The organism is Paenibacillus sp. FSL H3-0329 (genome assembly GCF_037963285.1).
Lineage (GTDB): Bacteria > Bacillota > Bacilli > Paenibacillales > Paenibacillaceae > Paenibacillus_AQ > Paenibacillus_AQ odorifer.
In genome coordinates, this window is the sequence record NZ_CP150150.1 from 5,569,863 (window position 1) to 5,583,152 (window position 13,290).

Annotated in this window: 10 protein-coding genes; 1 reads left to right on the plus strand and 9 read right to left on the minus strand. The window is 43.5% G+C overall.

The window, feature by feature from the left end:
- Nucleotides 1-213: 213 nt before the first annotated feature.
- Complete coding sequence (locus tag NSQ66_RS24610) at nucleotides 214-2,586, minus strand: YcdB/YcdC domain-containing protein (protein WP_038573099.1); 2,373 nt, start codon at nucleotides 2,584-2,586, stop codon at nucleotides 214-216.
- Nucleotides 2,587-2,699: 113 nt separating this feature from the next.
- On the opposite strand from NSQ66_RS24610, the gene NSQ66_RS24615 reads away from it, so the two are divergent.
- Nucleotides 2,700-3,695, plus strand: a complete 996-nt coding sequence (locus NSQ66_RS24615) for a serine hydrolase (RefSeq protein WP_080742591.1) — start codon at nucleotides 2,700-2,702, stop codon at nucleotides 3,693-3,695.
- Nucleotides 3,696-3,843: 148 nt separating this feature from the next.
- On the opposite strand, the gene NSQ66_RS24620 is transcribed toward NSQ66_RS24615, so the two are convergent.
- The 8 genes from NSQ66_RS24620 to NSQ66_RS24655 form a co-directional block, all read right to left on the minus strand.
- The gene (locus NSQ66_RS24620; RefSeq protein WP_038573100.1) at nucleotides 3,844-4,620 is read right to left on the minus strand and encodes a Cof-type HAD-IIB family hydrolase; all 777 of its coding nucleotides are present in this window, start codon (nucleotides 4,618-4,620) and stop codon (nucleotides 3,844-3,846) included.
- Between the two features lie 132 nt (nucleotides 4,621-4,752).
- Nucleotides 4,753-5,841 (minus strand): low temperature requirement protein A, encoded by a 1,089-nt coding sequence (locus NSQ66_RS24625; protein WP_038574808.1) that lies wholly within the window; start codon nucleotides 5,839-5,841, stop codon nucleotides 4,753-4,755.
- A gap of 208 nt (nucleotides 5,842-6,049) precedes the next feature.
- On the minus strand, nucleotides 6,050-7,042 hold the full coding sequence (locus tag NSQ66_RS24630; protein ID WP_051491074.1) for a carbohydrate ABC transporter permease: 993 nt from the start codon (nucleotides 7,040-7,042) through the stop codon (nucleotides 6,050-6,052).
- A 3-nt stretch (nucleotides 7,043-7,045) separates the two neighbouring features.
- A complete protein-coding gene (locus tag NSQ66_RS24635) occupies nucleotides 7,046-7,921 on the minus strand; it encodes a sugar ABC transporter permease (protein ID WP_081382489.1) in 876 nt (291 codons plus the stop codon).
- Between the two features lie 4 nt (nucleotides 7,922-7,925).
- Nucleotides 7,926-10,298, minus strand: coding sequence for a DUF5696 domain-containing protein (locus NSQ66_RS24640; RefSeq protein ID WP_076141537.1), 2,373 nt, complete (start codon nucleotides 10,296-10,298; stop codon nucleotides 7,926-7,928).
- 18 nt (nucleotides 10,299-10,316) lie between these two features.
- Nucleotides 10,317-10,931, minus strand: coding sequence for a YIP1 family protein (locus NSQ66_RS24645; RefSeq protein ID WP_076141536.1), 615 nt, complete (start codon nucleotides 10,929-10,931; stop codon nucleotides 10,317-10,319).
- Nucleotides 10,928-12,421: an NHL repeat-containing protein gene (locus NSQ66_RS24650; RefSeq protein WP_143761269.1), complete on the minus strand. Its 1,494-nt coding sequence runs from the start codon at nucleotides 12,419-12,421 to the stop codon at nucleotides 10,928-10,930. Before NSQ66_RS24650 ends, NSQ66_RS24645 begins: the two co-directional genes overlap by 4 nt.
- A gap of 8 nt (nucleotides 12,422-12,429) precedes the next feature.
- Entirely contained in the window at nucleotides 12,430-13,290 is an 861-nt protein-coding gene (locus NSQ66_RS24655; RefSeq protein ID WP_036679629.1) for a carbohydrate ABC transporter permease, read from the minus strand.

Below are 13,290 nucleotides of genomic sequence, written 5' to 3' on the forward strand. Positions count from 1 at the left end.
ACATTCACCTTTTGCACAAGAAATAACTGTATAGAATACAGTTATTTTACGGATTCCAGCAAGAATCGGCGCACAAAAAAATGCTGGGTGGAGACCGAAAACTGCATCTGCCAGATAGAGATGCTTCAGTCACTCCACCGCGCTACAAACTAAAAAGCCAGGCAGCGATCCTCCAATCGTCGGAGAATCGCTGCCTGGCTGTCTTTTTAACACTTATTGACCTATGATCTGATCGGTCTTTCCTTGCAGCTCCACTAGCTTCATGATCACCGAAGCCGCCAGCGCTTTTGTTACATTCTGCTGCGGATTAAACTTGCCGTTGTCATCCTTTAAGAGTCCCAATTTCACAACAAGAGCCACGGCCCCCTTATTGTTTATAGCTGAGCTATCACTAAACTGACTTACAGTCACATCTTTATCAAGATAAGCTGTGAGTTTATTGTATTTCAAGAAATTAGCCAGATGAACAGCAAGCTGTTCCCGGGTTAACTTACTCTCTACTTGCAGGCTTTCATCCTTATTGATCCATTTACGATCTGCTGCAAAAATAACTGCATCATAATATGAATTCTCTGGCTTCACGCCTGCCACAGTTTTTCGTTCATTATTATTATAATAATTGGTGAAATTTGGACTAGAAGCTTTGGCAAGATAGGATAACCAATCACCGACAGTTATTTCTTGATCCGGGTTCACTTTGCCATCGGCATCCGGTGTAATCACATGGTGGTTTACCAATTCTGATAATTCCCGCTCTGCTGCATGACCTTTGATATCCGTTGCAGATAGTTGAGCATCTTGCTGACCGAGGTAATCATACACCGCAACCCATTTTCCAGTGGCTGCATCCAAAACCTGATTCAATCCATTAGATTCATCAAAGGTTGTATCATATACCAGCTTCACCTTCGGTGCGACATAGTTACTATAAGTATTGTATCCGCCAACCTGAGTATACTTCAGTTTAGTCTGATATTTAGGTTTATAACTTTCGAGCGCTTCTTTCTTGGAAATTGTTGCATCAGGCGATAATGTGATTCCATCGATACCGCTTATCCGATTCCCCATGTAAGAAGTCAGTCTGCCGTAAAGATCCAAGCTTACCGTAATGGTGCTGTCACTCACAGGAATTCCTTGATGATATCTAATAAACTGGTATCCATATCCTGATCCGTCTGAAGTCAAACTCGAATTATCCCCGTATTCTACCAGCTTTAGCTTCTGGCTCGCCTGAGGATATAGACTATTAATTATACTAAGCGCTTTCACCTTCGCTTCAGCCTCACTAAGCTTCTTACCTCCAGCAGGTGCCGGCTCTTCCTTCTTCTTATCCTGAATAGCACCATAAGCTTGAACCTGGTACTGCAATACTTCACCGGTCTTTGCATCGATCTCGGCAGAGGATTGCTCTGGAAAGCCAGCACCAATGTAACGATCATTTCCATTACTGCCCCAGTATAGCTGCCAGATTTTTCGATCTGAATCCTGATAGTCATTTCTCAAGGTTTGCGAGATCAATTTACGATCTGCTGGAATATAAGCAACCTTCTCTACAAGTTGTGCTGCTTCTTTTGCAGAAAGCTCTGTACTAGAACTTCTTGCCTGAAAAACATCCTTACTCTTCGCTACTTCTGAATACACGACTGAGGTGGATACGGATTCTTTTCCTTCATAATCTATCCGCTTGCCCGTTAATGCATCGATAGGATATAGAGACTGATCTATTGGACGCCAGCCTAGAATCCAGTTGTTAGGTTTTCCGTTCTTATAAATAGGAATGTAAAATAGGCCCACATCAAACTGTTCCGCAAATTGCTTCTGTGCTTGCTCCAAGGTAATCTTGGGCTGTGCAGACGGGTACTCAAGCCCTTGAGCAGACTTAGAGAATTGCGTTACATTTCCGTTACCATCCACAACTATGTTAATGCTGTCCGATCCAGAAGGAATACCATTCTTCAGAATACTGAAGTTATACCCATATTGAACAGGACCGAATAATGATTCCGAAAAATAACTATAACCGACATTCTCATTTAATTGCAGCTCACTGCTCTTAACTGATGAGGCTGCCTTAGCCACAAAAGTCTTGGCGATCTCCAATGCCTGAGTCTGCGATACTTTCGGTGGATAATAGGACTCGTTCTTTTCCTGCGAGAATGAGAGATAGGTATTGATGATATCACCATTAATGGCGTCTACCTCACTGCTAAAACCATATCCCATATTCCCTTCTTGAACCTGCCACTGAATATGCCAGATCATTTGATTTGCTGGTGCTGGGTAGCTTTGGTTAGATCCCAGTTGAACATTGTTTACAGTTGCATCTTTTAGGGATGGGAATAGTTCTTTTAACTTTGCAATGGCTTGCTCCTGCGTGAATTTCACTTTTGTAGGATCAGCCTCAGAGTTCGTAGTCGTAGCTGGAGCCGCTGATTGCGTACTAACCTGCGTTACGGAAGTGTTGCTGCTAACAGATATAGAATCGGCTGCGGCTAAGCCAGGGGGTAAGAGTAACGCGAGTGCAACTGAAGTGATCAACACCGTTTTAGCCGTTTGATGAACAAAAAGAGTACTATTGCTTTTCAAAAGAATTCATCCTCCTCTAACACGTGATTCATATTATTATACAGATATTTTCTTGTATTTTCCATAATTATTTAACGACAGGAAATTACGACATTTTGGTGATGTGAGCTATAATGGTAAACAGTTGCAGCTATAATTCATCTAGAAAGGGGGTCACCGACATTACTGACTGGAACCTTCAGCCGCTTATTGACGGTATTACTAGCCTAGACATTCGCAGTTGTCTAATCGTTCAACATGGAGAAACCATACTGGAGCATTACCGTGATCCACAAATCGCTGCAGAGCTTGGCAAAATCAACTCGTGCACCAAAAGCGTACTTTCAGCCTTAGTTTGCATAGCCATAGATAAACTAATCATTCCACCTCCAGACACACCTATTTCTTTATTTTTTCCTTCATTAAAAGAAGATCGTGACCCACGTAAAAAAGAGATCACTATCGAACACTTATTAACGATGACCGGAGGCTTTAACTGGACAGAGTTCGGTGGGCAGAATTCTTTTCCAGCCATGACTAAAACCGCGGACTGGATAAAATACGTGCTTGCACAGCCATTAGCTCATACACCAGGAACCGTGATGACCTATAACTCAGGCTCCTCCCAGCTTTTGTCCGCAATCCTGCGTGATTGTTCTGGACAAGCGGTTGCAGAATTTGCCGAAGACCAGCTGTTTCAACCGCTTGGTATTCAAAGCTATCACTGGGAGAGCGATCCGCAAGGCATACATACCGGTGGGTTCGGACTTCATCTGAAGCCAGAGGATATGCTGAAATTCGGCTTACTTTATTTACAGGAGGGACGCTGGAAGAATCAGCAGATCCTTTTTTCGGATACAATTCAGCAATCCACTCGCCCTTACGTTGAAGCCAATCATCCGCAAAAAGGATTCTACGGCTGGCATTGGTGGGTATCCCAGTTCAATGCAGGTTCAGAGCAGCAGCCGAACGAGATCCCTTATTATTTTGCACTCGGCTTCAAAGGTCAGCATATTATTGTAGTTCCTGCTTACGAGCTGGTTGCCGTTATCACCGCGGATAAGTACAAAAAAGGCTCTCCTGCAAATGTTTTCGGCCGATTTATTGTGCCGGCTCTTCTAGGACAATAAGAACCAGGAATCACATGCAGTTCTATGTGTGGATGCCACACAATCCATAAAGCAGCCGCAGCCATAGACTGATAAAGTCTTGGGCTGTCGCTGTTTGATTTGAACGAAAGATCGTTCTCAATTTTTCATCAATTAGTTTGCTGCAAGCTTAAATGACACCAAATTTCTTTAATGCGTAGGCTATCCCGCCTTCACTTGCTTTTTTTGTAACAAAATCGGCTTTTTGTTTTAACTGTTCCGCACCGTTTCCCATCGCAATGCCCAATCCCACATACTCCAACATGTCGATATCATTTCCACCATCACCAAACGCGATAGCTTCTGACCTGCAAATATTCAGATAATCCAGCACTTGTTTAATCGCAATTGATTTAGAAACTTTTGTTTCTTCAAGCACATTCATAACGTATCCGTGAAAACGTTCGAACCGTAATTCAGGAAATCTATCTTGGAATTTTTGCGCTTCATTTTCGTCCGCATACAAGCATATACAGTAAACCTCCTCTGGCAGAGCGCTCATTTTTTCGGGATATTGTGTAAGACTCAAAGTCTCCTTTAATGCCTTCATAACGCGCTCATCCTCGGAACCCATTCCGTTCATGGTTATAAGTTCGGTGAAATAGGACATGCCATGTCCGTTTAACTCAGCAAAAGCCGAGAGTTCCCGCACGGTTTCTGTTGAAAGCATTGATTTATAGATAACGTTATCCTTACATTTGACAAGCGCACCGTTAGCAGAAATAAAGGTATCAATGCCCATAGACTTGAACTCTTCACATAAGTTATGCGGTCTCCCTGTTGCAACTACGACATTAATTCCTCTCTCTATCAACTTCTCAATTGCTTCTATCGTGCTAAGCGGGATGCTTCTATCAATTTCACTTACTAGAGTACCGTCCACATCAAAAAATACAATCTTATACATATTATGAAATAAGCCTCCCCGTTCGAACGTAACTAGATAAGATTATATTTCATGGGATCTAAAACAAGAAGGAAGCCGATCACATGGATCGGCTTCCTTCTTGTTTTCTTATTCAGCTTCGGCACAACAAACTTACGTCGTTAATTTTGCATATACCACAAAAAATAACATCATTTCACCAATGATCAGGTAATTAGGTATAAGGAACAACAAATCTACTGCGAAAAAAACACCAAGTAAACCTAATAATAACGCCAAATGGAATATCCCTAACCGTTGCTGTATACGTCTATATTTATGGAAGACCAGTGAGGTAGAGAAGAAGTAAAGCAGGACCGATCCAAAAATAAAACACACCATAAATATATAATTTAATTGATCTAAAAATAACAGTTGGATCGAAGCTGCAATCATACTCAAGGATACATAAATAAATAAATGCCCATAAATTATGGTTTGCCCGGCAGTCTCTATAGTCTTGTCCACTTTCTTTTCAACATTATCAAAATATTGCCACCACATAGCTATAATTAATAGAAAAGTTAATAATGCAAATACAATAGATTGCCACGTCCAGTGGCTAGACTGTAAAACCGCAAGGATACTGACCACTGATTCCCCAAGCAGAATAAGCGTAAACAACGAGAAGCGTTCTAATAAATGATGAGTATTGATCGGACTTTTCACCAAGTATTTCCGACCGACTAATGGAAGCAAAATGTCTACAGTAATTCCCGCATACAAAACTACATAACGCATCCAAGAGTCAAAGAAAAGTGATAAAGAAGAGATCACTAATCCAATCCAAAATCTGCTTCCCAGATACCGGGCAGTGCCCTTTCTATCATCCTCTTCATTCTTATTTACCGTAAGATATTGAATGGCTGTCATAGCTCTTAAACCAACATAACCTATTAAGAATGGCATATAATATTGATCAAAGTTAACCGATAAACTCGCCGTCATTATTAATACAAAAAATAATTGTAGAATCAAGAATATCCGATGTGAAAAGATGTCTTGCCCAAACCGATTCACAAAAAGAGATTGCCCTACCCAAGCCCACCAGATCGGAACAAATATCAAGATAAATTTGGATAAGTATTCAAGTGGGATTGTACCCGCCTCTACATGCAATAGGACATGGCTCGCTTTTGAAACTGCTGCTACAAAAAGCAGATCATAAAATAGCTCCAGCCAAGTAACTTTCTTCTCAGCAATGGATGCTGTACTGTGCTCAAATCCCGATGTGCGTTTATTCATCGTCTGACTCCCTTGGTTTGGATGTGTATTTCTAATTCAGTTTATCGAATACTTATCCATCTTAACCGAATTGATATACTAATTTGAAGCCCCTTTGCCTAAAATAAAACCAGCAAGCCCCCACATACGGGAGGCTTGCTGGTTTTTTCTGACTAGAGCTTTGTTCTTATTCCCCGGCAATACCGGAGCGTTCCACACTTTCTACGAAATGACGCTGTACGAACAAATACAGAATCAGAATTGGCAGAATAGTTAGAATACACGCCGCCATAACCTGATTCAGTCCAGTTGGGGCCATCCCAATAGAACCCGAAGTCATTTGCGACATCGTCTCCGCTGCCTGATTATTGGAACCATAAAACATCGCTAATCGCTGCGACAGATTATAGAAATCCGGTGTTGTTAAATACGTATTCGGTTCAAAGCTGTCATTCCAGTGCCATACCACAGAGAATAAGAATACGATCAGCATTGCGGGCTTGGCGATAGGAAACATGATTTTCCAGTACGTTCTGAATGCGCCTGCACCGTCGATACGTGCTGCTTCCTCCAACACTTTAGGCATTCCGCGGTAGAACTGAATAAAGATCAGTACGAATAATGCCCCCTTCAACCCGTGCCCAAACATAGAAGGAACCACAAACGGCAAATGTGTATTAATCCACCCCAAGTCACTAAAGAACAAATACAGTGGCACAACAATCGTCTGCGGTGGAACTAGAAAAGTAAACAGCAGCAGAACGAAACACACTGCGTAGCCTGGAAAACGGTATCTGGCAAAGCCATAACCGATTAAGGAACAGCTTAAGATTTGCAGAACCGCACTCCCGAAGGAAATAATCGCACTATTTGCGAACCCGGCCCAGAATTTTAGCGAATCCCATGCCAGAAAATAGTTGCCAAAACTAATCTTTTTCGGAAGCCATTGCACTGTGGCATCGGCCACGTCTGTTACTTGCATCATGGATTTGGATACCATGTATAACAAGGGATATAGGAATACGAACGTTAAGCTGAGAATAACCAAGTAATAAAAAGCGATATTCAGCACCTGAAGCGAACGTTTCACGACCCTGTCCAGCTTGCCGCTTGCTTTTAGACGAGTTGTCAGATGTTCCATGTTCGTTGTCCGAACCTGCTTTACGGATTCCTTCAACATCTTCTACTTCCTCCCTTCGGTGGCACCGAGCGACTTGCTGAATAACAGGAAGACCAAACCCAGAACCAAGAAAATAAACACAAAATAAATCCAACCCATCGCTGAGCCATATCCAAAATCATTATTCTTAAAGACGACATTCAAAATATGACTCATGATTTGATTATCTGCCTTCGTGAATGAGCTGACGATACTAAACAATGTGTTTACGAGCATCATCGGCATAATCATCGGGAAGGTGATTTTCCAAAAGCTTTCCCACGCGGTTGCTCCATCACATTTGGCCGCTTCATACAGTGAAACAGAAATCGTCTGTAACCCCGCTAGAAAAATCAGAATTTGCACGCCAGAATCCCACATCACCAGCGTTAAAGATTCTGCATATTTCAGCAAAGACTTCAGAATGTCGCCGGGGATAAAGTTATGGAGCTTATCATATAAATCCTGATTATAAAAAATCGGTAAATTTGCGGCACCCTGATCCATCAATTTGCCCAGGATCGCCCCTGAAGCAATGATGACCGGCAAAAAGAACACGCCACGGAAAAAGGTTTTTCCTACGAGTCCGCGATTTAGCAGAATCGCACAAAAGAGCGAAAAGATAAGAATTAACGGAACCTGAGTCACCGTCGACACCATCGTCGATTTGAGCAGAGGCAAGAAATTAACATCTGTAGTAAAAGCGGCGCGATAATGCTCCATCCCAACAAAAGTGGCCAGTAAGCCACCTTTGCTCACTTGGAGATCCTGAAAGGAATAATACAAGGAACGGCCCAGCGGAACAGCCATAAACACCAGAAATCCGACCAGCCACAGGCCGATGAAGGAATATCCTTCAACGAAATAACGCGCTCGCATCGATAGCTTTGATTTTTTCACTTCATCATCCTCCTGTTACCGCATAGCTGAATGCCTCGACGGTCTGACCAGACACGTCAACAGACTGCTCATTATAGTTGACTATAATGCTCACACCGTTTGCATAAGTCGTCCGAAAGACCTTACTTTGCAGCTGCTCATGATTCGTCATTTGCTGGTTACTAATGCTGTCATAGACCTCTTTCAATGCGAGATAATTCTGTACAGAAGGTGCCAGCCAGTTCTCAAGACTAGAGCTGAACAGCCGGTCTGCCATGGTTCTCTGAAGATCGCTAGTCGGAGCATAAGTTAATTCATAACTTGGAAGGGCTCCATATTCCACCGCCCGTAAGGTTTGGTTACGGGAATCATCGTACAGATTAACCGGGCTTGCTGTATAAGGCACTAAGCCGTGTAACACTAGTTGATAGAAAGGAATCGCCCGATCTGTATAGACAAATTGACTGGAGTCGAGCGGCACTTGATCAATCCGGTTCACATGTCCTAATGTATAGGCAAAACCATAATCTACTGCCGTGTTAAGCTCACCCTTACGGAAGTTATCCAATGCATTAACATAAGTATCTTCTGTAAGCTGGCGGTCCGTATTGGATTTATTATCCTCATCGGAGTATAGCAAGCTTCCAAAGTGTTCAAACTGTACACCCTTCACACCCAAATCCTGGAACTTGCTCAGCTCAGCATTACTGCGTTTTGCGATAACACTAGGTTTCATTAAATAGAAATAATCATCCGTATTCCACCGGGTAGAGAGATAATAAACGTACTGCTTCAAGACTTCACGATTAATGCCGCGCACAGCATCTCTGCTTGCCTTTACGCCGTTGCTATCTTGGTAAGGTTTCACGTAGTTAGCTTTCAAATAAAGATTTACGCCCTTGCCTGCGGCATATTCCTGAAGCTCTTTAAGTCCCTTTTTACCTCCCAGCTTCTTTTCAACCGGAAATTGTTCTGGCTGGTTTCCGTATAAACCATTTTTGGACCATCCCTCGATCGTAATCTCTAGCTGAGTAACACCCTCTGCCTGATATTGATCAATCATGTCCTTGATTTGTTTAAACGTAGCTGCTTCTATAAAAGTTGAACCGATGACTTCATCACGAGAAATCCCACCGAGCACTTGAAGATACAATGGCGTGTTCTCAAGAACTACTTCCTTGACCTTTTTCTCTTCCATTAAGTAATTACGGTATTCCTTCGCCATCCCAACGTAGTTGGCTTCCTCGCCTTGGAGCAGAACATAACGTACGCTACGATCGGTTTTGATCATCTCACCCTGATAATAAGGAATTTGGCCGGAATTGCCGACAAAAATAACATCATCCTTGCGCAGGGTAAATTCACTTGATGCTCTATAAAGCGAAATAGCGCGAATGCCTGATGGAACACCGTTTATTTTAGCGTCGGTATCTCCCTTAGTAACAATTGCTAAATATCCGGTGTCTCCCTGATAGATCCCAAACACTGGCAAAGCGATAGCTTTTTTAAGAGGTGCCGCCTTTTGCCAAGAGTTATCCGTAATTTCATGATTTTGTTTCACGAAGGTTTCGTCCCCGCCGTAAATGTACTCAGAATAACCTTTCAAATAAACGGGATGTTCTTTACGAAACTCCAGCAATGCCCCTGAACCATCTGGAAGCATCATTGCCCCCTCTGCATCTTCTCTAGCCGCATGAAAAAATGGCAGAACCTCCAGACTCGTGAATTTCGCATTCCCCTCTTCCTTCAAATACTCCTGTGGAATGGAAGCCTCAAATCCATTAGCCGTCAGTCTGTACTCCAGAGCAAAAGAAAGCTTCAGGCTAATAAAAGCAAACTCCGCGCGGACGACATCTTGCTCAATCGTTACGGTAACCGTGGAGTCCTCATCTTTAAGTGGGTAGACCTGTGTAATGTCAGCCCCCTGTGTGTATCTTGCATAAATCGGCGCGGTCGTGTATTTCTTAATATTTGGCATGGCTGTTCGCTCCAGCTGTGGAGATCCAAGCCACTCCTTGTTTGTGATTTTGTCTGTGATGCGAAGATTTCCCGATTTCTCATCTACATATAAAATATAGCGTTCGTTCTCCAATGCTTTTGTTCCAGGCGTGACCGGCTGCAGCTCAACCTTCTGTACAGGTGCTGTTACAGCGGCTGGGGTCTGCTCTTCTGCAGGAACCACAGTCTCCTTTTCTTGCACGGCTGGGGTCTGTTCTTCAGCTGGTTCAGTTACCACCGATGTTTGCTCTTGCCCAACCTCTTTGCTTTCTTCAGTCTGAACAGACTGCGCAGCGGTGGACGGATCGGCGGAACTGTGTAGGGGTTGAACATTTATCACTGCGAACAGCATCATCACAACAATACAGAGAATGCCCCGCACTTTAACTTTTTTTCTCATCGTGTTACCTTTCCCTCCTTACGCGCGCAATCTCAATTCTTTGAGCAGATCGACAATAAATGAAACAAATTGATTGGAAATACCAAACAGCAAAATACCTACGAACCAGATAATGGTGATTCCTATTACACTGATTATGGTGATAAAAATAACCTTGCGAATCTCAAAATCATGCAGGATCTTCACCTTCATTAAAATCAACCAAGCCACCCAAAGAATCACAAACTTGTGCAGCAGATTGAAGGTTGAAGCCTCATCCAGCGAAAGGACCAACGTTAACAGTGTGACTGGAAGGATAAAGAGCATGTATGGAACAAGGGCAAAGGCACTGCCCACAAAAATCTCTTTGAATTTCCCCTCACCATCCATAATCGTACTGACACCCCAGTTCGAGACACACCAGGTCAACCAAGGAACGATAAGCCAAATAAACTCATGAAACATGGAGATTTCATGCGGCTCTCTTGTTTGAAAAGCATACCCTGTAATCAGAATCGAGATCATTCGTGCCACAAAGGTCAGTAGAACGATGGCAATCCCCTGTATCCAGCGGATACGCTGCTTTCCTTGAATATCGTTATAGAACTGATAAGGATGAACTACAACCTGATGAATCATTCGCAAAGTGTTCATCCAATCTCCCCCTTTGCCGGATCCAATACTGCCTTGTTTCCTCTATACAGCCAGGTATGGAATCTCCGGTATAATCTCGGCACACTCCAGAGCAGTACTAAGAACAGTCCAATTCCGCCGGCGAAGAAATAAGTAAAGTGCTCTCGGATAAACAATTTACGATATTCGCGGAAAGCAGATGAATAGTCAGCTTTGGAATTTGAAAGCTTGAAGTAGCTCATAGATTCCTTATATTGCTCTGCTTTATATAGCGCTTTGCCGATAGCTTGATAAGCCATATCATAATTGGCGTTCAATCGCAGCACCTCTTGCCATAAGGATTGCGCTTCGTCATAGCTGCCATCTACATAGAGCAAAGACGCCTGATGAACCAAATCCGCAAAGGGCGTGGTCCGGAAGCGATCGATTCTGCCCCGTCCTTTATCCACTACATAGATCAGGCCATCAGCGGTTTGATCTACGGCGGAAGGAGTCACGAAGAGTCCATTCTGATCCCCGATCCCGCCGAAGCTGAATAACAAATTCCCCAGCTTGTCATATTGAAAGACTTTACTGGACTGCAAATCCAGCGCGGTTATAAATCCGTTCTTATCAATACTGATCCCCATAAAGGAAGCCATACTGAATGGACCCTCAGAGTAATAATCGCCGTACCAGCGTTTACCAATGTTCAGCGTATCTACGCCTACCGGAGATAACCGTTTGATCTGGTTATACTCTTCGCCCAGGGTTGTGCTGTAGATAAATCCTTCTTCATCCAGATCCACGTTGGAGAACTCAGAAGGTTTAACGGTCGCCAGCTGGTTCTGCTGCTCTTTGGTGGCCACCAGCTTAATTAAGAGTCGTGTCCAGGAGAAGCCTACATGGTTCGCTCCATAGAACCCCTTGAACTTACCGCCTGAGTCAATTTGCAGCAACCCCTGCGTGTTACCATCGCTCACCACATACATATAATCACGCTTATCTACGACTAATTTAGAAGGAGAATAAGAGAAATTAGCACCCAGTAATGGGCTGTCCGGTTTTAGAAACTCTTTTACGAACTTGCCATTTTTATCAAAAATAGCAATACGCGCGTTTTTTGTATCTGCTACATATACCGTTCCATCCTCTTTCACGAATACACCCTTCGGCTCTTGCAGCTTGCCGCTGCCTTCCGTATCGCCGATCAGATTTAGCAGACGACCGTCCTTATCCATATGAACAATACGGCTATTGCCCGTGTCTACTACGTAGAGTGAATCGTCATCACTAATAAAGAGAGATTCCGGATTTTTGAAGGACCCCGTATCTGTTCCTGTTGGATCGATAGAAGAATCGTAGAGATAACCATTAATCGAGCGGACCTCATTGCCGGACTGATTCCACGTATACCCCTCATATGGGGCTTCACCAGCTAGCGCCTGCCCTGGAAGCAGCAGCACTGGCAGTGTCAGCGTCACCAGTAGCCCTGTTAGCAGCATTTTTTTCATATTACGTCCTATCATCATGACTCCCCCTATTCCTTCAGCCCCGAATGGGCCATTGTCTGAAGCACCATCCGCTGCGTTAATATAAAGACAAGAATAGTCGGGAGAATCATCAAGAAGCTTGCTGCTGCCAAAGTGCCTACCCTAGCAACGACTCCGGCTCCACCACTGATGGTTTGGATGGCAAGCGGCAATGTCTTCATTTCCTGAACAGTCGTATAGACCATTGAAGGATACGGATCATTCCAAGCAGAAATGAAGCTGAATAAAGCAAAAGTCGAAATCGCCGGCTTAAGCATTGGCATCACAACCACCCAGAATACCTTCCATTCGGAAGCCCCGTCTATGCGGGCCGCCTCTAATAAAGCGTCTGGAAGCTGCCGCAGGAACTGGGTCATAAGAAACATTCCCATCGGTGCAGCCAGATAAGGTAAGATCATTGCAAAATACGAATTCATTAATCCGCTGCGGCTAATCAGCAGATATTGCGGAATTTGCAATACTAAGGGTGAAAACATCAGCGCCGCCACAATCATACTAAAGATAGCGCTTTTAAATGGCATATTGTGCTTGGCAAGCGGATAAGCTGCCATTGCTGAAATTAAGACACCCCCGACCACAATCCCTGATGTAACAACCACGCTATTGAAAATAAACCGTGAGAACGGCACCGCCGAAGTTCCGGTAATTAACAGCAGATCACGAAAGTTCACCAACGTCGGATTCACTACGAAAAACCGTGGTGGGAACAGGAATAGTTCGCTTGTAGGTTTTAAAGCAGTCACTGCCATGTAGACAAGTGGCAGCAGCATAATTAGGCCAAACACCGTTAAGAACAGATATAAAAAGATGCCGCCATAGTCAATACGCCGTAAATTTATTTTGTGCAT

Excerpts from the sequence above, each read along its gene's own strand:
- NSQ66_RS24655 (WP_036679629.1), bottom strand. The coding sequence starts at position 13,290 with ATGCACAAAATAAATTTACGGCGTATTGACTATGGCGGCATCTTTTTA.
- NSQ66_RS24615 (WP_080742591.1), top strand. The coding sequence starts at position 2,700 with ATGGTAAACAGTTGCAGCTATAATTCATCTAGAAAGGGGGTCACCGAC.
- NSQ66_RS24650 (WP_143761269.1), bottom strand. The coding sequence starts at position 12,421 with ATGATGATAGGACGTAATATGAAAAAAATGCTGCTAACAGGGCTACTG.
- NSQ66_RS24645 (WP_076141536.1), bottom strand. The coding sequence starts at position 10,931 with ATGAACACTTTGCGAATGATTCATCAGGTTGTAGTTCATCCTTATCAG.
- NSQ66_RS24640 (WP_076141537.1), bottom strand. The coding sequence starts at position 10,298 with ATGAGAAAAAAAGTTAAAGTGCGGGGCATTCTCTGTATTGTTGTGATG.
- NSQ66_RS24620 (WP_038573100.1), bottom strand. The coding sequence starts at position 4,620 with ATGTATAAGATTGTATTTTTTGATGTGGACGGTACTCTAGTAAGTGAA.
- NSQ66_RS24630 (WP_051491074.1), bottom strand. The coding sequence starts at position 7,042 with ATGTTGAAGGAATCCGTAAAGCAGGTTCGGACAACGAACATGGAACAT.